This window comes from Sphingomonas sp. Leaf208 (assembly GCF_001421415.1).
Lineage (GTDB): Bacteria > Pseudomonadota > Alphaproteobacteria > Sphingomonadales > Sphingomonadaceae > Sphingomonas.
This window is the reverse complement of record NZ_LMKH01000012.1, coordinates 15,674-37,264: the sequence shown is the minus strand read 5'-3', so window position 1 is coordinate 37,264 and position 21,591 is coordinate 15,674. Positions and strand designations below refer to the sequence as shown.

21 protein-coding genes and 1 pseudogene are annotated in these 21,591 nt (G+C 65.2%); 7 read left to right on the top strand and 15 right to left on the bottom strand.

Going from position 1 to position 21,591, the window contains the following annotated elements:
• Positions 1-3: 3 nt before the first annotated feature.
• From ASE69_RS06380 to ASE69_RS06325, 12 genes are all read right to left on the bottom strand, one after another.
• Positions 4-201 (bottom strand): hypothetical protein, encoded by a 198-nt coding sequence (locus tag ASE69_RS06380; protein WP_197978314.1) that lies wholly within the window; start codon positions 199-201, stop codon positions 4-6.
• Complete coding sequence (gene tgt, locus ASE69_RS06375) at positions 198-1,346, bottom strand: tRNA guanosine(34) transglycosylase Tgt (protein WP_056484505.1); 1,149 nt, start codon at positions 1,344-1,346, stop codon at positions 198-200. Before tgt ends, ASE69_RS06380 begins: the two co-directional genes overlap by 4 nt.
• 1 nt (position 1,347) lies before the next feature.
• Positions 1,348-1,803, bottom strand: coding sequence for a calcium-binding protein (locus ASE69_RS06370; RefSeq protein WP_056485216.1), 456 nt, complete (start codon positions 1,801-1,803; stop codon positions 1,348-1,350).
• Between the two features lie 8 nt (positions 1,804-1,811).
• A complete protein-coding gene (gene queA / locus ASE69_RS06365) occupies positions 1,812-2,837 on the bottom strand; it encodes a tRNA preQ1(34) S-adenosylmethionine ribosyltransferase-isomerase QueA (RefSeq protein WP_056484502.1) in 1,026 nt (341 codons plus the stop codon).
• Between the two features lie 7 nt (positions 2,838-2,844).
• Positions 2,845-3,573, bottom strand: coding sequence for a peptidylprolyl isomerase (locus tag ASE69_RS06360; RefSeq protein WP_056060592.1), 729 nt, complete (start codon positions 3,571-3,573; stop codon positions 2,845-2,847).
• 212 nt (positions 3,574-3,785) lie between these two features.
• On the bottom strand, positions 3,786-4,292 hold the full coding sequence (gene coaD / locus ASE69_RS06355; RefSeq protein WP_056060588.1) for a pantetheine-phosphate adenylyltransferase: 507 nt from the start codon (positions 4,290-4,292) through the stop codon (positions 3,786-3,788).
• Positions 4,293-4,314: 22 nt separating this feature from the next.
• Positions 4,315-5,205, bottom strand: coding sequence for a polyprenyl synthetase family protein (locus ASE69_RS06350; protein ID WP_056484498.1), 891 nt, complete (start codon positions 5,203-5,205; stop codon positions 4,315-4,317).
• A gap of 13 nt (positions 5,206-5,218) precedes the next feature.
• Positions 5,219-5,458, bottom strand: a complete 240-nt coding sequence (locus ASE69_RS06345) for an exodeoxyribonuclease VII small subunit (protein ID WP_056060585.1) — start codon at positions 5,456-5,458, stop codon at positions 5,219-5,221.
• Between the two features lie 73 nt (positions 5,459-5,531).
• Positions 5,532-5,729, bottom strand: coding sequence for a hypothetical protein (locus ASE69_RS06340; RefSeq protein WP_056484495.1), 198 nt, complete (start codon positions 5,727-5,729; stop codon positions 5,532-5,534).
• Positions 5,730-5,790: 61 nt separating this feature from the next.
• Positions 5,791-7,476 (bottom strand): sensor domain-containing diguanylate cyclase, encoded by a 1,686-nt coding sequence (locus ASE69_RS06335; RefSeq protein ID WP_056484491.1) that lies wholly within the window; start codon positions 7,474-7,476, stop codon positions 5,791-5,793.
• 285 nt (positions 7,477-7,761) lie between these two features.
• Positions 7,762-10,080, bottom strand: coding sequence for an ATP-dependent Clp protease ATP-binding subunit ClpA (gene clpA / locus ASE69_RS06330; RefSeq protein ID WP_056060577.1), 2,319 nt, complete (start codon positions 10,078-10,080; stop codon positions 7,762-7,764).
• A 143-nt stretch (positions 10,081-10,223) separates the two neighbouring features.
• The gene (locus ASE69_RS06325; RefSeq protein WP_056060574.1) at positions 10,224-10,418 is read right to left on the bottom strand and encodes a DUF1192 domain-containing protein; all 195 of its coding nucleotides are present in this window, start codon (positions 10,416-10,418) and stop codon (positions 10,224-10,226) included.
• Between the two features lie 123 nt (positions 10,419-10,541).
• Between ASE69_RS06325 and ASE69_RS06320 the strand changes: the two genes are divergently transcribed.
• From ASE69_RS06320 to ASE69_RS06290, 7 genes and pseudogenes are all read left to right on the top strand, one after another.
• A complete protein-coding gene (locus ASE69_RS06320; protein ID WP_056484489.1) occupies positions 10,542-11,522 on the top strand; it encodes an NAD(P)H-quinone oxidoreductase in 981 nt (326 codons plus the stop codon).
• Positions 11,523-11,848: 326 nt separating this feature from the next.
• The gene (locus tag ASE69_RS06315; protein ID WP_056484486.1) at positions 11,849-12,733 is read left to right on the top strand and encodes a UDP-2,3-diacylglucosamine diphosphatase; all 885 of its coding nucleotides are present in this window, start codon (positions 11,849-11,851) and stop codon (positions 12,731-12,733) included.
• A gap of 162 nt (positions 12,734-12,895) precedes the next feature.
• A pseudogene (locus ASE69_RS06310) lies at positions 12,896-13,917 on the top strand (glycosyltransferase family 4 protein).
• A 99-nt stretch (positions 13,918-14,016) separates the two neighbouring features.
• The gene (locus tag ASE69_RS06305) at positions 14,017-14,694 is read left to right on the top strand and encodes a DUF1013 domain-containing protein (RefSeq protein ID WP_056484483.1); all 678 of its coding nucleotides are present in this window, start codon (positions 14,017-14,019) and stop codon (positions 14,692-14,694) included.
• A 449-nt stretch (positions 14,695-15,143) separates the two neighbouring features.
• A complete protein-coding gene (locus ASE69_RS06300) occupies positions 15,144-16,208 on the top strand; it encodes an MBL fold metallo-hydrolase (protein ID WP_056484481.1) in 1,065 nt (354 codons plus the stop codon).
• Positions 16,209-16,242: 34 nt separating this feature from the next.
• Positions 16,243-17,112: a dienelactone hydrolase family protein gene (locus tag ASE69_RS06295; protein ID WP_056484478.1), complete on the top strand. Its 870-nt coding sequence runs from the start codon at positions 16,243-16,245 to the stop codon at positions 17,110-17,112.
• A 160-nt stretch (positions 17,113-17,272) separates the two neighbouring features.
• On the top strand, positions 17,273-17,887 hold the full coding sequence (locus ASE69_RS06290; RefSeq protein ID WP_082452950.1) for a glutathione S-transferase family protein: 615 nt from the start codon (positions 17,273-17,275) through the stop codon (positions 17,885-17,887).
• Positions 17,888-18,481: 594 nt separating this feature from the next.
• Here the strand turns inward: ASE69_RS06290 and ASE69_RS06285 are convergent.
• From ASE69_RS06285 to ASE69_RS06275, 3 genes are all read right to left on the bottom strand, one after another.
• Positions 18,482-19,000 (bottom strand): thioredoxin family protein, encoded by a 519-nt coding sequence (locus ASE69_RS06285; protein WP_056485212.1) that lies wholly within the window; start codon positions 18,998-19,000, stop codon positions 18,482-18,484.
• Between the two features lie 5 nt (positions 19,001-19,005).
• Positions 19,006-20,700, bottom strand: coding sequence for a DEAD/DEAH box helicase (locus ASE69_RS06280; protein ID WP_082452949.1), 1,695 nt, complete (start codon positions 20,698-20,700; stop codon positions 19,006-19,008).
• Positions 20,701-21,073: 373 nt separating this feature from the next.
• Positions 21,074-21,556, bottom strand: coding sequence for a hypothetical protein (locus ASE69_RS06275; protein WP_056484475.1), 483 nt, complete (start codon positions 21,554-21,556; stop codon positions 21,074-21,076).
• Between the last annotated feature and the right edge of the window lie 35 nt (positions 21,557-21,591).

Sequence of the window (21,591 nt, the reverse complement as noted above, 5' to 3'; positions counted from 1 at the left end):
TCCTTACTTGTTGCGGTTCGCGAACAGCACCGCGCCTGCGATCGCCGCCGAGCCGATGCCGACGCCCAGCCCGATCTTCGCGAGCGGCCAGCTCTTGGCCTTCTCCGCGGCGTTGTGCGCGGCGGCCTCGGCCTGCAGCTTCGCCTCCTTGGCGGCGGCAAGGATTTCGTTCGGGGTATCGCTGTCGATCTTGATGGTCACTTGGGCTCTCCTTCACTCTTCCGGGCATACACGCCACGGAAATCATTCGCGAACTGCGTCAGCGTGCCCGAGGCGATAGCCGCCCGCAGATCCGCCATCAGCGTTTCGTAGAACCAGATGTTATGCTCCGTCATGAGCATTGCGCCAAGCATTTCGCCCGACCGGACGAGGTGATGCAGATACGCCCGGCCCCAGGTCGCGCAGACCGGGCAGGGGCAGGTGGGATCGAGCGGCCCCATATCCTCGGCGAACTTCGCGTTGCGGATGTTGATTGGCCCGGTGCGCGTAAAGGCCTGGCCGGTGCGACCCGACCTGGTCGGCATCACGCAATCGAACATGTCGATCCCGCGCTCGACCGCACCGACGATGTCGTCGGGCTTGCCGACCCCCATCAGATAGCGCGGCTTGTCGACCGGCAACTGGTCCGGCGCGAAGTCAAGACACCCGAACATCGCCTCCTGGCCCTCGCCGACCGCGAGTCCGCCAACCGCATAGCCATCGAAGCCGATATCGATCAGCGCATCCGCAGACGACTTGCGGAAGCCCTCGTTCAGCGCACCCTGCTGGATGCCGAAGATCGCGTTGTTCTCGGCATGATCTTCACCCGCATCGAACGCCGCGCGCGACCGCTTGGCCCAGCGCATCGATCGCTCCATCGCCGCCGCCTGCACTTCACGCGTCGACGTCGTCGGCACGAGTTCGTCGAACGCCATGACGATGTTCGAGCCGAGCAGCCGCTGGATCTCTATCGACCGCTCCGGGCTCAGCAGATGCCGTGTGCCGTCGAGGTGCGACTTGAACGAGACGCCTTCCTCTGACCGCTTGGTCAGGTCGGCAAGGCTCATCACCTGATAGCCGCCGGAATCGGTGAGGATCGGCTTCGACCAGCCCGAGAACGCGTGCAGACCACCCAGCCGCGCGACCCGCTCGGCGCCCGGCCGCAACATCAAATGATAGGTGTTGCCGAGGATGATGTCCGCGCCTGCACCGACGACGTCGGCGGGCTTCATCCCCTTGACGGTGGCGGCGGTGCCGACCGGCATGAACGCTGGCGTGCGGATGTCGCCGCGCTGCATCGCGATGACGCCGGTGCGCGCCTTGCCGTCGGTGGCAGAGATGGTGAAGTCGAAGCGGGGACGAGTCATATCAACGTTTCTTGCGGATGCCGTAGCGATCGCCGGCCGGCGCGCCGCGGATGGTGATGAGTTCGGCGCGGGTCAGCACGCCATCCTTGTCGCGGTCGAACCGCGTGAAGAACTGCGCGAACCGCGCTTGGAGTTCGGCCAGCGTGATCCGGTTGTCGCCGTCACGATCGACCTCGAACGGGCTCGGCAACGCATTGCGATCGCCGAGCCACGCCTGCGCCCAGTCGGCAAAGGCGATGTACCCGATCGATCCGGTCGCTGCACCCTCGGCGGTGGCATAGCTCCGCGCGACGCCCGCGGTCAGCTCGGCTTGCGTCACGCGGCCATCACCGTTCGTATCGCACGCGGCGATGAACAGCGCGGCGGGCTCGGCGAAGATCGTCGCGGGTGGTTGCGGCGTACCCGCGGGCGGCGGCGCAGCGACAATGGCTTGAAGCAGAGCGAGAGCGAGCAGCATGCCGCCCGTCATGGCAGCAGAAGCGAGGCGTCGCCATAGCTGTAAAAGCGATACTTCCCGGCGATCGCATGCGCATACGCCGCCTGCATCCGCTCGCGCCCCATCAGCGCCGACACGAGCATGAACAAGGTCGAGCGCGGCAGGTGGAAATTGGTCATCAACCCGTCGATGCCGCGGAACCGGTATCCCGGCGTGATGAAGATCGCGGTGTCGCCGTCGAATGGGCGGATCACGTCGTCCTCGCCGGTCGCGCTCTCGATCAGCCGCAGCGACGTTGTCCCGACCGCGATGACGCGACCACCGTTCGCGCGGACCGCGTTGAGTCGATCTGCGGTGGCGGCGTCGATCCGGCCCCACTCGGCGTGCATCTTGTGCTCGGTCGTGTCGGTCGCCTTCACGGGCAGGAACGTCCCCGCGCCGACATGCAGCGTCAGCGTCGCATGCTCGATCCCCGCCGCCTCGAGCGCCGCCATCAGCTTCGGCGTGAAGTGCAACGCCGCCGTCGGCGCTGCGACCGCTCCCGGCTCGGACGCGAACATCGTCTGGTAATCGTCCGCATCGCGTTCATCGGTCGGGCGCTTGCCGGCGATATACGGGGGCAGGGGCATGTGGCCCGCGCGTTCGAGCAGCAGTTCGACCGGCTCGTCGCCCGCGAACACCAGCGCGTAGCTCCCATCGTCCTCGCGATCGACCGCCGCTGCGCTGACGCCGTTGCCGAACTCGATCACGTCACCATCGCGCAACCGCCGCGCGTTGCGAATGAACGCGCGCCACCGTCGCGGCCCCTCGCGCTTGTGCAGCGTCGCGCCGATCTTGGCATCGCCGCGCCGCCCGTCGAGCTGCGCCGGGATCACGCGCGTATCGTTGAACACGAGCATGTCGCCACGCCGCAGCAGCGACGGCAGGTCGGATACGCCTGCATCCGTGGTGCGATCACCTTCGAGCACCAGCATCCGCGCAGCATCGCGCGGCGCCGCGGGGCGAAGCGCGATATTGTCGGTCGGCAGGTCGAAGTCGAAAAGGTCGACGTTCAACGTGAAGTCACTTCTTTGCAGGAGCCTTCTTTACCGGCGCCTTGCGAGCGGCCGGCGCGAGCTTCGGCTTGGCAGCGTCAGGCCCCGAAGCCGTGCCCGGCAACGTCACCGGTGCACCGAGCGCCGGGGCGGGCGGCCCAGCCATGTACGCCGGAGGGTTGTCCGCTGCGATATAGGCGTGGACGATCCGCGACGGGTTCGCCGGCGGCTCGCCACGCTCGATCGCGTCGACATACTGCATTCCGTCGAGCACGCGACCGAACACGGTGTATTTCTTGTCGAGGCTCAGGCGCGGCTGGAAGACGATGAAGAACTGGCTGTTCGCGCTGTCCTCCTTGTCGGACCGCGCCGCCGAGACGGCGCCGCGGACGTGCGGCAGGTAGTTGAACTCCGCCTTCACGTCGGGGAGCGTCGAGCCACCGGTGCCGTCGCCCTTGGGATCGCCACCCTGCGCCATGAAGCCATCGATCACGCGGTGGAACGCGAGCCCGTCATAGAAATGCTGGCGGGTCAGCGTCTTGATCCGCTCGACCATCAGCGGTGCGACGTCGGGCCGAAGCCAGATCGTGACGCGCCCACCGGTCGACAGATCGAGCAGCAGCAGGTTCTGCGTATCCGTGGTCAGGGGCGGGGTCGCGCGAACGGCAGGCGCCACGACTTCCTTCTTCTGCGCTGCACCAGCCGGCACCGTGACCAGGCACCCGAGCAACGCGAACATTCCGACGAAAAAGCGCATCAAATTCCCACTCGAAAGAGGCCCGGCGCAACCAGGCTGCCGCCACTTAGAGCAAATCCCCGCTTGCGCCAATCTGAACGTGATGGGGATCGCTGCTCCCCTCCCTGAAAGGGAGGGGCCAGGGGTGGTAGGCTCGCTTGAGCCTCAAACGTTCGACCAAGCGGAACCCGACCCACCCCCAACCCCTCCCTTCCAGGGAGGGGCGAAGAAGGTCAGCTCCCCTTGCGGCCGATCTTCTCGACCCGAGCGACCACTTCTTCGCGCACCGATTCCGGCACGAACTTGGCAATATTCCCGCCGTACAGTGCGATCTCCTTCACCAGCCGGCTCGCGATGGGCTGCAACGCTACGTCGGCCATCAGGAACACCGTCTCGACGCGCGGATTAATCTGCTGGTTCATCCCCGCCATCTGATATTCATATTCGAAATCGGCGACCGCGCGCAGGCCGCGGACGATCACTTTCGCGCCCTGCCGCTCGGCGAAATCCATCAGCAGCGAATCGAACGCCACCACCTCGATATCGCCGTCGACGTCCGCGACCTCGCGGCGCACCGTCGCCATCCGCTCCTCGATCGTGAACATCGGCGACTTTGACGGGTTGGTCGTCACCCCGATCACCAGCCGGTCGACCAGCTTCGCGCCGCGCCGGATGATGTCCATATGACCGAGTGTCACGGGATCGAAGGTCCCGGGGTAAACGCCAATCCGTGCGGTCATGTTGAACTCCCCGGTGATAGACTTAGCGGTCGCGTTCGAGCACGAAACGGGCGATGTCCCGCAACAGATCGGCTTCCTTGCCATAGCTGTGCAGATGCGCGACCGCCTGGTCGACGAGCATCCGCGCCTGTTCGCGCGCACGCTCGGGCCCGAGCAGCGACAGGAACGTCTCCTTGCCAGCGACCTCGTCCTTGCGCAGCGACTTGCCCACGACCGCCTCGTCACCCTCGGCATCGAGCAGGTCGTCGGCGATCTGGAACGCGAGCCCCAGGTCATGCGCATACCCGCGAAGCCCCACGCGACCTTCCGGTGGCAGCCGCCCGAGAATCGCGCCAGCCTCGACCGAAGCCGAGATCAGCGCGCCCGTCTTCATCTGCTGCAACCGCGTGACAGTGTTGAGGTCGAAGCGAGTATTCTCGGCCTCAATGTCCATCTTCTGGCCACCAGCCATGCCGTTCGGCCCGGACGCCCGCGCGAGGTCCATGACCAGTTCGATCCGAACGAACGGATCGGGATGCGTCGCCGGATCGGCGAGGATCTCGAACGCCATCGCGTGCAGGCAATCGCCCGCCAGGATCGCAGTCGCCTCGTCGAACACCTTGTGCACGGTCGGCTTGCCGCGGCGCATGTCGTCGTCGTCCATCGACGGCAGGTCGTCGTGGATCAAAGAATAGACGTGGATCGCCTCGATCGCGGTCGCGGCCCGCGCCGAACAGTCCCGCGCCACGTCGAACAGATTGGCGGTCGCGAACACGAGCAAGGGACGCAGCCGCTTGCCGCCGCCGATCGCCGCATGCCGCATCGCGCGGTACAGGTCGCCGCGCGGATCGTCCGGAATGGTCAGCAGCTGGTCGAATTGCCGGTCGATCTCCGCGGAGACCTCGGCAAGCGCGGCATCAAGCGTGACGGGCATCCCGCTCACCGCGTCAGCCCGCCGCGAACGGGCGGACGCCCGCGGGCTTGCCGTCGCCGTCGAGCCGGATCGCCTCGATCCGCGCCTGCGCCGCATCGAGCCGATCGGCGCAACGCTGGCGCAGCTTGTTGCCGCGCTCGTACAGCTCGATCGCCTGCTGGAGCGGCGTGTCGCCACTTTCTAGTTTCCCGACGATAAGCTCGAGTTCCTTCAGTGCATCCTCGAACGCGAGGTCTTCGATCGGCGTGTCCATGCCGGCCGCTATGGCGCAGGCACGCGACGAGGGTCAAGGACGCGCGAGAGGGCGCCGGATATGCGGCACGCACTTACCGCAAGCGGTAGACGGTCCAGGTGTACAACACCGAGACACCGACCAGTCCGAAATCGACGACGGCCTGCATCCGGTGCGGCGAAGGGTCGCTCTTGTCGTGCGTGATCAACCGGAAGTCTGCGGTCGGATGGCGCACGGCGAGCGTCACAAGGGCAAGCCCCGCCACCGCCAACACAAGTTTCCGGTTACGCATCGTCGATCTCCCAGGCGTGCAATCATGGCTCACGCGTTGCCGTTTCGCAAGCGAACCGGCTTCAAGCGGCAATCGGCAGTATGCCTGCGTCGCGCGACCGATCGCGCCCGGCGCCCTTGGCCGCGAACAAGGCACGATCGGCGCTGCGATACAGCGCCTTCCAGTCGGATTCGCGCTGCAGCGGCCCCGTACAGCAGCCAATGCTGGCGGTTATCGCCATGTCGAACGGCATGCGCTGGCTGCGCAAACGTTCGAGGATCGTGTCGGGCAGGACCGGCGTCGTCGCGTCGATGAGGATGGCGAACTCCTCCCCGCCGATCCTCGCGACCAGAGCGTCGGGCGGCACCGCGTTGCGTAATACCCGCGCCACGACCCGCAGGACTTCGTCGCCGCCATCGTGGCCGATGGTTTCGTTGACGTGCTTGAAGTGATCGACGTCCGCGATCAGCAGCATCTGATCGCCCGACCGTCCGATCGCGCGATCCAGGAATGCACGGCGATTGAGCAGCCCGGTGAGCGGCTCGGTATCCGCCAGTAACCGCGCCGCGATCTCCTGTTCACGCGCGTCGTCGCGTTCGACGCTGAGCAGGCGAATCCGGTACGCGATCGCCAAACTGGAGAGCAGCGCCTCCAGCATCATGGAGATCATCGTCGAATTATCGATCCAGAAACTCCACGACATCAGCCCCAGCGCACCGGCGATCCGCAGGCTGGCAAAGACGATGGGCGCGCCCCAGGCGAGCGTGAACATCCAGAGATAGCTGCTGCGAACCCGCCAGGCTCGGTACAGCACCGGCGGCACCAGCGCGATCAGCGGGATGTAACTGAGCGTCAGCAACCGATCGAGCCAGTAGATCTGCCACGGCGCCAGGATCGCAAACGCAATTCCGGCCGTGGCGAGCGTCGCGAGCGCCACGTTGCTGGCGGGGCGCGGCCAACCATCGAACACCGCACGCTCGAAAAAAGCGCGTGCGAAGACCAGGACCATGCCCGCACAGATCGCCAGCAAACATACGTTGAGTTTCAAGCGGTCGTTGTTGTCAAGCGACGGCACAAGCTGGCCCAGCGCGGCCGACGACGAAAAGGCGTACCCGAGCAAGCATAGCACCAGGAGGCAGTAGACCGGCTGGAACGACTGTCGAAGCGCACCCCACAACGCGAGATTGTAGACGATCAACGCGATCGCCATCCCGCCGAAGCTTGCATACAGCGCCGACAGGATGATCTCGCTCTCTGCGGCTTCCGCGGCCGTTGCGAGTGTCGGCCCGAGTACGACGCCCCGCAAATTCGCCGAACCCTCGACGTGCCAAAGCAGGCGGACGGGGGGCGCAACGTGCGGCGGCAGCGTCAGAGACAGGGTTGCGCCGATCATGAGATGGCGGCCGGACGTGCGACTGGTGAACCCGGTACGGCGGATTGCGCCGTCTGCATAAAGAACGAAGAGCGTGACGCGATCCTGCCAGACGCTCGCGGTCAGGGCACGCAGATCAGGGATGTGCGTCAGGTTCGTCGGCAAAGCCTGCGACAAAATCCAGAAATCGCCGGACCCATAGGCCGACTGGGGCGTGGTGCAGTCAAACCGTGAAGGCGTTCGAAACAAGGCAGGTACGGAAAGCCCTGGGGTAGCCCGCGTAATACAGACATCGAGCAGTTGCCCGGTCCGTGCCTCGGCCGGCGCAGCACCGAGCATCGCCAACGCCGTCGCAACGATGCCGATGAGCCAAGTGATACGAAACCCGAACGTCATGCAGACACCGTCTAAGCCGCCTTAGCCAATTAATGGTAAAGAGGCGCCCGTACGACGGCGTAATCAATCGGATTTCGACCATACTGGATCGATTTATGCCAATTTGGCTCGCAATTCGAACCACGCTATCGGCTTCGCGAGGTCGCTTCATCCTCACCGCCGATCGTGTCTCAAGGACAGAACCGGGCGCGAGCCGAAAGAAAATTGGTAGAATTTGGAGTGCTGTTCATCCAGCCACCTCAAATCAAACCTGGTCCAGCTCTCGCTGAACCAGGTTGATAATCGTTAGCTGGCGTCGACCGTCTCGGTCTTGCCCTTCTTCTTCGGCTTCTTCGGTGCCGCCGGTTCGATTGCGAACGACAGCGCGCCGTCCTTCATCTTCACCGTCACCTCGCCGCCGTGGACCAGCTTGCCGAACAGAAGTTCCTCGGCGAGCGGCTGCTTGATCTTCTCTTGGATCAGGCGACCCATCGGCCGTGCGCCGTACAGCTTGTCATAGCCCTTGGTCGTGAGCCACGCCTTCGACTCGTCGTCGAGGACGATATGCACGCCGCGGTCCGCCAACTGGAGTTCGAGCTGGAGGATGAACTTGTCCACTACGCGTGCCACGACTTCGGTTGGGAGGTACCCAAACGGCACCACCGCATCAAGACGGTTGCGGAACTCGGGCGTGAACATCTTCGTTACGGCCACCTCGTCCTCGCCCTCGCGCGACAGGTTGCCGAAGCCGACCGTCTCGCGCGCCATGTCGCTGGCACCCGCATTGGTCGTCATGATCAGGATGACGTTGCGGAAATCAACCGACTTGCCATGCTGATCGGTCAGTCGTCCGTTATCCATCACCTGCAACAGGATGTTGAACAGATCCGGATGCGCCTTCTCGATCTCATCAAGCAACAGGACGCAGTGTGGATTCTGATCGATCGCATCGGTCAGCAAACCACCCTGATCGAACCCGACATAACCCGGAGGCGCACCGATCAGACGGCTGACCGAATGCCGCTCCATATATTCCGACATGTCGAACCGCTGGAGCGGAATGCCGAGGATGGTCGAGAGCTGCTTGGCGACTTCGGTCTTACCGACACCGGTAGGGCCAGTGAACAGGTAGTTGCCGATCGGCTTCTCAGGCTCGCGAAGGCCCGCCCGCGCCAGCTTGATCGCCGACGACAGCTTCTCGATAGCGGCATTCTGCCCGAACACCACGCGCTTCAGATCCGTCTCGAGCGTGGCAAGCGCCAGCTTGTCGTCGGTTGAGACCGACTTCGGCGGGATGCGTGCCATCGTCGCGATGACCTGCTCGATCTCCTTCGGCGTGATCGTCTTCTTGCGCTTGTTCGGTGGCACCAGCATCTGCATCGCACCGACCTCGTCGATCACGTCGATCGCCTTGTCCGGCAGCTTGCGATCGTTGATGTACCGCGCCGACAGCTCGACCGCCGACTTGATCGCATCGGGCGTGTACTTGACGTTGTGGTGATCCTCGAACGCGCTCCGCAGGCCGGCAAGGATCTTGATGGTATCCTCGATCGTCGGCTCGTTCACGTCGATCTTCTGGAAGCGCCGCAGCAGAGCGCGGTCCTTCTCGAAGTGATTGCGGAACTCCTTGTACGTCGTCGAGCCGATGCACCGGATCGTACCACCCGACAAAGCCGGCTTAAGCAGGTTCGAGGCATCCATAGCACCGCCACTCGTCGCACCCGCACCGATCACGGTGTGGATCTCGTCGATGAACAGCACCGCGTCAGGCAGCTTCTCGAGCTCGTTGACGACCGCCTTCAAGCGCTCCTCGAAGTCACCACGATACCGCGTCCCCGCCAGCAACGCGCCCATGTCGAGCGAGTAGATTACGGCCGGCAACAACACGTCGGGAACGTCGCCCTCGACGATCTTCCGCGCCAGGCCTTCCGCGATCGCGGTCTTGCCCACGCCCGGATCACCGACATAGAGCGGGTTGTTCTTCGACCGGCGGCACAGGATCTGGATCGTGCGATCCACCTCCGGCCCGCGCCCGATCAGGGGATCGACCTTGCCGTTCTTGGCCTTCTCGTTGAGGTCGACCGTGAATTGCTTGAGCGCGCTTTCCGTCTTGCCCTTCTCCTGTCCCTTGGCCGGCTTCTCGTCGTCCGCACCCTTTGGCGTGGATGCTTCGGTCGCCTGCTGTCCGCCCTTGCCGACACCGTGGCTGATGAAGCTGACCGCATCGAGGCGGCTCATGTCCTGCTGTTGCAGGAAATAGACGGCATAGCTCTCGCGCTCGCTGAACAAGGCGACGAGCACGTTGGCGCCGGTCACTTCGTCGCGGCCCGAGGACTGGACGTGCAGGATCGCGCGCTGGACGACGCGCTGGAACCCGCTGGTGGGGGAGGGATCGGTCGCCGCATCGACCTTCAGCGCATCGAGTTCGCTGTCGAGGTAATGCGAGACGGTGTTCTTCAGATCGCCGATCTCGACGTTGCACGCGGTCATGACCTTCGACGCATGTTCGTCGTCGATCAGCGCGAGCAGCAGATGCTCCAGCGTCGCATATTCGTGACGCCGGGACGATGCCGCCTCGAGCGCCTTGTGCAGCGTGGTCTCGAGGGCGGGTGCAAATGATGGCATTTACAATACTCCTGTCGGGCCGCGAGAACGCGAGCCCTTTGCCACTATGTCGGAACTGATATCGGTCGCATCAAGCACTTGAACCCGGCCCCGTCCGTTCCTGCGCTGCCTAAATGCAACGCTTGTGGAGGCGGGCAGCGCGATCACCGCCTGAACAGGTCGTCGGCGCTGGCGCGGTGACTGACCGCGCGGTCCTTCTTCAGCTGGCAGCGCGCGATCTCGCCCTGCAGCACGGTGATCCGCGCATCGAGCTCGGCGACCGACAACGGATCGAGGTCCTGTCGCACGAGCGCGTCGAGCAGATCGTCGGGACGGGAGGGGGTGTCGTCCGGTTCCATAGTTTCTGTAACGTTGACCCGCACCAGAGTGATGTCAATAAGGCGCGGAAATCTAAAGGGACGTGACGAGCAATGACCGCGATACCCGAAAACCAATCCAGTAACTTAGGTGTACCCGACGTCATGAAGGCGATCGATCCGGAACAGCCCGGCGGTCCCGAAGTGCTGGTCCTCGTCGACCGTCCCGTGCCGCGGCCGGGGCAGGGCGAGGTGCTGGTCAAGGTGGCGGCCGCCGGGGTCAATCGTCCCGAGGTCATGCAGCGCCAGGGCAAGTATCCGCCCCCGCCGGGTGCGCCGTCGATCCTCGGCATGGAGATCTCCGGCACGATCGTCGCGGTCGGCGAAGGAGTCGGTGACGAACAGATCGGCCAGCTCGTCTGCGCGCTGATCTCGGGCGGTGCGTATGCGGAATATGCGGTCGCGCCATTCGGCCAGTGCCTCCCCGTGCCAGAGGCGCTGACGATGGTCGAGGCGGCGGCGATGCCCGAGACGCTCTTCACCGTCTGGACCAACCTCTTCGAGCGCGCCTACGCGATGGAAGGCGACACCGTCCTCGTCCACGGCGGCACCAGCGGCATCGGCACGATGGCGATCGCCCTGTGCAACGTCTTTGGCATCGACATCATCGTCACCGCCGGCTCGAAGGCGAAGTGCGAAGCCGCGCTCAGTCTCGGGGCGACGCACGCGATCGACTACAAATCAGAGGATTTCGTCGAACGCGTGAAGCAGATCACCGGCGGCAAGGGCGTCGCCGCGGTGCTCGACATGGTCGGCGGCGACTACGTCTCGCGCAACCTGCAATGCCTTGCCGAAGACGGCAGGCATGTGTCGATCGCGGTCATGGGCGGCGCGACGGCTACCGTCCCCCTGTTCGAGATCATGCGCCGCCGCCTGACGCTGACCGGCTCGACCCTCCGCCCGCGCGATACCGCGTTCAAGTCGCTGGTCGCGGACGAACTCGCCCGGACGGTATGGCCGCATGTGGAGGCCGGCAAGCTGAAGCCCGTGATCGATCGCACCTTCGCGTTTGCGGACGCGCCCGCCGCGCATACGCGGATGGAAGCAGGCGATCACGTCGGAAAGATCGTGCTGACGATGGAGTGAGAGGGAGGGGCAAACGGCCACCACCCCCACTACCCCACCCCTGCGAAGGCCGGGGCCCAGTTGGGGGTGCTCAGTAAGGACGCGGTGCGCTCCATCACTGCAACCTCTCCAACTGGGCCCCGGCCTCCGCCGGGGTGGGGGCCTCGGAGTGCTACCTGACCCAAAACTTGTTCTCCCGCGAAGGCGGGAGCCCAGTCGGGACTCCCGCCTTCGCGAGAAAACAAGCTATCCTCGCCCATGACTTGGAACAGTCACCGGACTGCGACCACCGTGTAACAATACTCGGCTAATACTCGCGACAAGGATAGTTTTGCGGGGGCAGGCTCATGAACGCCATCACGACGTTTTCGCCATCTAGCTTCGTTGGCGCCGACATCACCGATATCGCCGACTTCATCCATTCCCGGCCTGCCGTACCCGAGCCGGTCGTCGAGCGCCGCCAATACCGCACGATCTGGATCTCCGACGTCCATCTCGGCACGCGTGGGTGCAACGCCGGGATGCTCAACGACTTCCTCGACCACGTCGACAGCGAGACGATGTACCTCGTCGGCGACATGATCGACGGCTGGCGGCTCAAGAAGAAATTCTACTGGCCCGCCGCGCACAACGACGTGATCTGGCGCCTGCTCAAGCGCGCCAAGCGCGGCACCCGCGTCGTCTACATCCCCGGCAACCACGACGAAGTGTTCCGCCAATACTCGGGGCTCGACCTGGGCGGCATCTCGATCCGCCGCAACGCGATCCACGAGACTGCGGACGGTCGCCGCCTGCTGGTCCTCCACGGCGACGAGTTCGATGCGATCACGCTCGCACACCGCTGGGTCGCGCACATCGGGGACGCCGCCTACACGATGCTGATGGGGCTCAACCGCTGGGTCAACGGCGCGCGCCGCCACATGGGCATGCCCTATTGGTCGCTGTCGAAGCATGCCAAAGCCAAGGTCAAGAACGCCGTCGCCTTCATCTCGCACTTCGAGGAAGTCGTCGCGCACGCGGCCGGCGTCCGCGGCGTCGAAGGCGTCGTCTGCGGCCACATCCACACCGCCGAGATGCGCGAGATCGCCGGGATCGCCTATTACAACGACGGCGACTGGGTCGAAGGCTGCACCGCCTTGGTCGAGCATTTCGACGGCCGCATGGAACTGCTCCACTGGGGCGACGAAATCGCCGCCCGCGAACGCGACAAGGTCATAAGCCTAGCTGCCTAACTTAAACCCTCTCCCCGTCGGGGAGAGGGCAAGCCGCGTCAGCGGCGCGGGTGAGGGCAAGTCCACAACGCGAGTGAAAGCGTGCCCTCACCCTCCCACCCGGCTGCGCCGGCCGGGCCCCTCCCTCTCCCCATGGGAGAGGGGCAAAACGGAGAAGACACGATGCGTATCGCGATCGTCACGGACGCCTGGAGCCCGCAAGTCAACGGCGTCGTCCGCACCCTCCAGTCGGTCCAGCGCGAGCTCGAATCCGTCGGCCACGAGGTCCTGGTAGTCTCCCCCGAACGCTTCGCCTCGATGCCATGCCCGACCTACCCCGAGATCCGCCTCGCCTTCGCGCGCTCGGGCGCCGTCGGCCGCATGCTTGCCGCGTTCGGCGCCGACGCGATCCATCTCGCCACCGAAGGGCCGGTCTGTCTCGCCGCCCGCAACTGGTGTCTGGCCCGCGCGCTCCCGTTCACCAGCGCCTACCACACGCAGTTCCCCGACTATATCGCTGCCCGCACCGGCGCGAACCCGGACTGGATCTGGCGCTACATCCGCTGGTTCCACCGCCCAGCCCAGTCGATCTTGGTCTCCACGCCGTCGGTCGCGGCAACGCTCGCAACCCAAGGCCTGCATCAGGTCCGAGAATGGGGCAGGGGCGTCGACTTCGCGCAGTTCGGCCTCGACGGCGCGCGCGATCCCGAGATCGCAGCGCTGCCCGGCCCGATCCTCCTCTATGTCGGGCGCGTCGCGGTCGAGAAGAACATCGAGGCGTTCCTGTCCTCCGCGCATCCCGGCACCAAGGTCGTCGTCGGCGACGGTCCGGCTCGCGCGACTCTAGCCCGCCGCTTCCCACAAGCGTCTTCCTCGGCCAGCGTTCCGGCCTCGACCTAGCCGCCGCGTACCGCACCGCCGACGTCCTCGTCTTCCCGAGCCGCACCGACACGTTCGGCCTCGTCATGATCGAAGCGCTCGCCTGCGGTACTCCCGTCGCGGCGTACCCGGTCACCGGGCCGATCGACGTGCTCGACGACCGTGTCGGCGCGATGCACGAGGACCTCGACACCGCGATCGCCACCGCGCTCACCCGCGACAGCGTCACCTGCGCCGCCTATGCCGCGCGCTACAGCTGGCCCGCCAGCGCCCGCCAGTTCCTCCACGCGCTCGTCCCCCTCGAAGGAAAGCTCATGGCCGCCTGAGCTTGTTCGCTTGCCTGTTGCCCCCGCGCGCACTAAGTCTCTCTCATGTCAGGCCGCTCCGAAAGGGGCGGCCCTTTCTATTTTTACGGAGTTTCCGCCGTGGCCCAGCCGCTCATGCCCCACGCGACCGCCGCCTGGATGGTCGACAATACCGCGCTCAGCTTCGAGCAGATCGCGGACTTCTGCGGTCTGCACATCCTCGAGATCCAGGCGATCGCCGACGACACCACCTCGACCAAGCTGACCGGCCGCGATCCCGTGCGCGCGCATGAGGTTACGCAGGAAGAGATCGACAAGGGTGCCGCCGATCCCGATTACCAGCTCAAGATGATCAAGGGCCCCGAGCAGGTCCGCCGCACCAAGGGCCCGCGCTACACGCCGGTCTCGAAGCGCCAGGACAAGCCCGACGGCATCTCGTGGATCATCCGCAACCACCCGGAGATCACCGACGGCGCGATCTCGCTGCTGATCGGCACGACGCGCACGACGATCGCCGCGATCCGCGACCGCAGCCACTGGAACATCGCTAACATCACCCCGAAGGACCCCGTCACGCTCGGCCTGACGTCGCAGCGCGAGCTCGATGCGGCAGTGGCGAAGGCGGCGAAGGCAGCGGGCATGGAAGCCCCGACCGACACGCGCCTCGAAGGCGACCGCGAGGTATTGCTCCAGCAGCTCCGCGCCGAGCGCACCCAGGCGGCCGCGGACGCCCAGTTCGTGGCAGACGGTGGCGTGTTGCCCGTCAAGCCGCTGTTCGACGACCCCTTCAAGCGCTGACCGCACTTCCCCTCCCGCAAGCGGGAGGGGGCAGGGGGGCGGCCCCGTGTTCTCCGCATACGTACGGCTAGCGAGATTAGCCGACGCACAAGGCGGCGGCAGTGATGTCGAACAGTCCGCGCCTCCATGTTCTCCCGCGAAGGCGGGAGCCCAGTCTGGGTCCCCGCCTTCGCGGGGAAACAAGCTTCCTTCGTCTGAATTTGAGACGTGCCGTCCCCGGCCGGATGACGGAGAGCGTGCGAATCCGTTAATCCAACACAATCCTCCCCCGCCAGGGGGAGGGGGCTGGCACTCGCCAGACGGAGGGGGAGGCAAGCGCCAACCCTTGTTCCGTGTCCTCCCCCTCCGTCACCTACGGTGCCACCTCCCCCTGGCGGGGGAGGATCGAGAGAGGCGTCAGCTGCCAAGCAGCACTATCTCCCGCCACACCCAGTTGCTAACCGCAACGGATGGCAACCGCACCCGACACCGATTTCGCGCCGACCAGCCACAAAGGGCTGACCTACCCGTTTGGTGGCGCAGAACCTGAAGTAGGCGGCACGATGCAGGTCGCCCCCGGCATAGACTGGGTCCGCCTCCACATCCCCGGCCCCTTGCGCCACGTAAATTGCTGGCTCCTCGCGGACACCGACGGCGAAGCGCTGATCGACACCGGCATGAACACCGTCGAGGCTCGCAACGCTTGGAAAGCCATCTTCAGCGGCCCCAAAGTCAACACCCGCATCACCAAGATGATCGGCACCCACTTCCACCCAGACCATATCGGCCTGGCAGGCTGGATGTGCGACCACCACGCCGCCCCCCTGATCATGACCCGAGCCGAATGGCTGACCGCGCGCATGCTCGCCGCCGACGCCCGGGACTCCGTTCCGCACGAAATGCTCGCCTTCTGGCGCGGCGCAGGCTGGGCCCTAGAACAGATCGACCACGCGACCGCCAAGGGCTGGGCCGGCTTCCGGAAGATCATCACGCCGCTTCCGCTCAGCTACACCCGCATCGAAGACGGCGACACGCTCACCATCGGCACGCGCGACTGGCGGATCGTCACCGGCTCCGGCCACTCCCCCGAACACGCGTGCCTGTACGACGAAGCCGGCGGCATCCTCATCGCCGGCGATCAGGTCCTTCCCCGCATCAGCCCCAACGTCTCGCTCGGCGTCACCGAACCGGGCGCCGATCCGCTGGGCGAATGGTTCGCCTCGATCGCCAAGCTCAAGACGCTGCCCGCCGACCTGCTCGTCCTCCCAGGCCACGGCGACCCGTTCACCGGCCTTCACACCCGCCTCGACGCGATGGACCGCGAACACCGCGAACGACTCGACGAACTCGCCGTCTTCCTCGCCGAACCCCGCCGCGCCGTCGACTGTTTCGGCCGCCTGTTCCGCCGCGCGATCGGCCCCGACGTGCTCGGCATGGCGACCGGCGAAGCCCTGGCGCATCTCCGCCGCCTCGAAGTCGAGGGCCGCGCGACCCGCGACACGCAAGATGGCGTATGGTGGTGGCGCGCGGCCTGAGTTAGCATGCAGCCAAATTCAAGAGGATAGGCCCATGTGCGACGAGCATACCGCAGACGATAACGAAGCCTATCTGGCCGGCGTCTCGCGTCGCCGGTTCGGCGTGATGACCGGCGCGATGGGGCTGACGATGTTGCTCCCCGCGCCCGCGAATGCCGCCGTCATCAAGGGCCGCGACGTCTCGATCACCACGCCCGACGGCAAGGCCGACGCCTATTTCGTCGCGCCCGCGACCGGCAAGCATCCCGGCGTGCTGGTCTGGCCCGACATCATGGGCCTACGCCCCGCCTTCCGCCAGATGGCCGACCGCCTCGCGCAATCGGGCTATGCGGTGCTCGTCGTCAACCAGTTCTACCGCTCGACCAAGGCGCCATTCCTGAAGCCCGGCGAATCCTACGACCAACCCGAAGTCAAAAGCCGCATCGCCCCATTCCGGGAAGCCCTCACGTCCGAAGGGACGGTTCGCGACGCGAAAGCCTTTACCGCCTTCCTCGACGCGCAACCGCAGGTCGATCGCAAGCGTGGCATGGCCACCACCGGCTATTGCATGGGCGGCCCGATGGTCATGCGCACCGCTGCAGCCGTGGCGAACCGCATCCGCGCAGGCGCGACCTTCCACGGCGGCGGCTTCGTCACCGACAAGCCCGACAGCCCACACCTCCTGATCCCGCAGATGAAGGCGCAATACCTCATCGCGATCGCCGCCAATGACGACGCGCGGTCGCCGACCGAGAAGGACACGCTCCGCACCGCGTTTGCCGCGGCGAAACTCCCAGCCGAGATCGAGGTGTACGCTGGCACCATGCACGGCTGGTGCCCGCCCGACTCGAAGGTCTACAATCCTGTCCAGGCGGATAAGGCCTGGGCCCGCATGTTGGCGTTGTTCGACAAAGCGCTGGTGTAAGGGCGCGGGGGCATAATTGTAGGCCCCGCTCTCTTGTTCTCCCGCGAAGGCGGGAGCCCAGTCTGGATCACCGCTTTCGCGGGGAAACATTCTGCACGGCCTTGACCGCCCCCCTGCTCCATGAGACCATCGTTCACGATCCGTTCTCAAGGAGAGTCGCGTGGCCCTGACCTTATACACCAACCCGATGTCGCGCGGTCGCATCGCGCGCTGGATGCTCCAAGAGGTCGGCGCCGAGTACGAGACCGTCGTCCTCGACTACGACAAATCGATGAAGGCCGAGGCGTATCGCGCGATCAACCCGATGGCCAAGGTCCCCGCGCTCGTCCACAACGGCAAGACCATCACTGAATGCGCCGCGATCTGCGCCTATCTCGCCGAAGCATTCCCCGAAGCCAGCCTCGCGCCACGCGATGACGAACGCGCCGACTATTATCGCTGGCTGTTCTACGCAGCCGGCCCCGTCGAAGCGGCCGTCGGTAATCGCGCACTCGGTGTAGTGCCGGATGCCGCGCAACAGCGGATGATCGGCTATGGCAGCCTCGACCGCGTCATCGACGTACTCGAACAGGCAGTTGCCGCGCACCCGTACATCGCCGGCGACCGCGTCACCGCCGCCGACGTCTATGTCGGATCCCAAGTGATCTGGGGCATGCAGTTCGGGTGGCTGCCCAAGCGACCGACGTTCACCGACTATGCCGCCCGTTTGATCGAGCGTCCAGCGTATAAGCGGGCTGGAGATCTGGACGACGCCCTGATCGCTGCCGCAGCCTAGGGTCGACCGACGGCGTGCGACCAGCCACTCAACCCGTCATCCTGACGAAAGTCAGGATCCAGAGCCACAGGCGCTAACTTTTGGTATCCTGGGTCCTGACTTTCGTCAGGATGACACTGCTATTGGCCCGCCCGGGGCGTGTTGCAATTGGATTCCCGACAGAACCGATTGCGTATTGCGTATTGCGTATTGCGTATTGCGAGTTCGAAGGTTGCAAACTCGTTCCACCACCGGGATTAGCCCGGCCATGATCCGACAGGCCCCGTACCTGCGGACCAACAGCATCGCTACCGCCCCCTTGTTCTCCCGCAAGGCGGGAGCCCAGACTGGGTCCCCGCCTTCGCGGGGAAACACGCTTGCAGCCCAGGCCGCGTGACCGCCGTCGTGCCGAAAAGGCTATCGGCCAGCTAATACCGTCTATCGACTCCGGTTCTGGCAGGCAGGAACCACTCCCGACGACGTGGCACCGATCGTCGATCGAAACCCAATCGAGCCGGCCTCGGCCAGGCAACGCCCACCACGACCCAGATCAGCCAAAGATCTCGGCGTCAGTCGCCAAGCGTCAATCAGCGCACGCCGACTCTCGAATTCCGATCAGGCCGCCCACTTCGCCAGCCAGTCGGCCAAGGCCTGAGGCCCCATCGACCGAGCATCAGCCAGTTCGGTCTCATGCCCGGCATTCAACAGCTTGTTGGTCCGCGGATCGACAATCAGAACCGCCGGTACGCCCTTCAGGCGGCCCTTGATCCCGTAGCCCGCCGCAATCTGCCCGTTCTTGTCGAAGCGGCCGACGTCGACCGTCACCACCACGAACTTGCTGTCCACGAACCGCTTCATCTCCGGCAGGTCGATCGTCCCCGCGAGCAGACGGCAGTCGAGGCACCAGTTGCCGCCGAGATCGATCAACAACCGCTTGTGCGTCTTCAGCGCGCGCGCCCTCGCCGCCGCAACCTGTGCATTGGCGTTCGCCGACTCGTTATACGGCAGCGGCAACGGCTGTGGCAATTTGTCGAAGCTCGTCGTGTTGACGTGCGGTGCCACGACTTTCGCGCGTGGCGCGGCGGGGGCGGCCACTGCGGTTGCGAGCAAGGCAAGCGCGGCGATACGGCGCATCGACATCATTCATATCCTCCGATCACGGCATTCAGGAAACTCGGGAATGGCCCGTTCCAGCCATCCGCCGGCGTATCGGCGACCGGTTGGCGGCGACCACCGGTTGGATCCGCAGGAATGCGCTCCGTCCGTGGGGGTTCGACCTTTGCCACTTCCGAACGAACAGCTTGCGAGCCAACCGGTTCCGACCGCACCGGCTCCGCCTGCACCGGCTCAGACCGAACAGGCGCTGTGCGAACCGGTTCGACATACGCGGGTTCGACATACACGGGTTCGACCCGGGTGGGCTCCGCAACGCGCGGCTTGACCGCAGGCACGGGCTCGTCGATCGGCGTCCGCTCCCAGCGCGGCCGCTTCGCCACCACTGGCTCGACCGCAGCCAACACCTCGGCGATGACCGCTGGCGCAACCGTGTCCTCGCGCGGAACGCGACGCGTCCGCGACCGCTCGCGGCCAGTGTCCACCGCAGCAGCATCCGGCGCGACATCCTCCGAACGCCCGCTACGACGGTTCCGCGACCGATCACGACGCGGCGCGACCTCGTCGTCCTCCGCCACGGCAGCGACCGGTGCGGTCTTCGGCTCGGCAACCTTCAACCGCTCGATCGTCTGCCCGGTAAGCTTTTCGATATTGGCGATATTCTCGGCATCATCCGGCGCGACGAACGTGTACGCCGTCCCCGTCGCCCCGGCGCGACCGGTGCGGCCGATCCGGTGGACATAGTCGTCCGGATGCCAAGGCGCGTCATAGTTGAACACCGTCGACACGCCCTTGATGTCGAGCCCGCGCGCCGCCACGTCGGACGCCACGAGGATCGTCACGGCGCCGGTCTTGAACAGCTCGAGCTCGGCCAGACGCTGCGGCTGTTCCATGTCGCCGTGGATCTCGCCCGACTTGTAGCCCGCCTGCTTCAGCACCTTGTTGAGGTCGCGGACCGTCGTCTTGCGGTTGCAGAAGATGATCGCGTTGGTCACCTCCTCCTGCGCGAGGATGCGGCGCAGCGTATCGCGCTTGGCGGTCTGGCTCGGTACCGGCACCAGATACTGCTTGATGTTGAGGTTGGTCGACGCCGGGCGCGATACCTCGATCGTCTTGGGATTGGTCAGGAACTTGTCCGCCAGCTTCTTGATCGGCGGCGGCATCGTCGCCGAGAACAGCAAAGTCTGGCGCTGTTTCGGCAGCTTGGTGCAGATTTCCTCGATGTCGGGGATGAAGCCCATGTCGAGCATCCGGTCCGCCTCGTCGATCACCAGCAGCGAACAGCCGTTTAGCATGATCTTGCCGCGCCCGAACAGGTCCATGAGCCGGCCCGGCGTCGCGATCAGGACGTCGACGCCCTTTTCGAGCGCGGCGAGCTGGTCGCCCATCGATACGCCGCCGATCAGCAGCGCCATCGAAAGGTTCGAATTGACGCCGTATTTCTCGAAATTCTCCGCCACCTGCGCCGCGAGTTCGCGCGTCGGCTCGAGGATTAGCGAGCGCGGCATCCGCGCGCGGCTGCGGCCATGCGCGAGGATGTCGATCATCGGCAGCACGAACGACGCGGTCTTGCCGGTCCCCGTCTGGGCGATGCCGATGATGTCGCGCATCATCAGCACGGACGGGATCGCACCGGCCTGGATCGGGGTCGGCTCGGTGTAGCCGGAGTCGGTGACTGCCTTGAGCAGTTCGTCGGAGAGGCCGAGATCGGCAAAACTCATGCAAATGTCCGGTAAATGGAGGGTGAAATGCACTGCCCTCAAGCGTTCCGGCGCTCGCCGATTTGGCGACAAATGTCAAGGAAACGCGGTGAATGGAGGGTGGGGAGGGGGTCTTGGCGGAAAAATACCAATTACCCGTAGCGTCCGCATACTCTGAACGATGTGCTGGTGCATCTATTCACCAGATGCACCACCCCGGCGGAGGCCGGGGCCCAGTTGGAAAGGTCGCGGCAACGAACGGCAACGCAGAGTTGGCAACGTCACCCAACTGGACCCCGGCCTTCGCCGGGGAGGTGCTTATCGGATTGGGGGGCTCAGGGAGTCTGGATAGAATTAGGCGAACAGGCAGTCGACGCGCGCCGAAGCAACCGGCCTATTTCTTCTTCGCCCGCAAACTCTTGAACCCTTCGATCTCGCAGCGTGCACCGGATCGCATCCGGATCGCATCGCGGTCCTTGCAGATCATCCCGTCCAGGCCCGGCCTCAAATAAAACCCCGAATAATAATCGAGCGGCTTGCAGTCGCCGTCCAGCCGGGCGCGCAGCCGCGTGGTGTCATCCATCACCAGGTCGACCGCGCCGTCCTTGTTGAGCATCGCGCCGGCGATCTCGTCGACGGCGATGCATTTGGGGCCCTTATGCTCCTTCCACTCGGTCGGCGGCGCGTAGGTACGAACGGGGGCTCGGCTCATCCGCGGCACACGGATGATGATGCGTTCGTGGATCGAGACCTGCGCGATCTGCATGCCATAAAGCTCGAATCCCGAAGACTGCCCGGACGACGGTACATCGCGCAATGCCACAGCAAAGGGGCTCGCGAGCGCGAGCAGGGTGGCGGGTATCGCGGGGTGAATCATGGTGTCTGGATCATGCTGACGTAATCGTTAGCGCC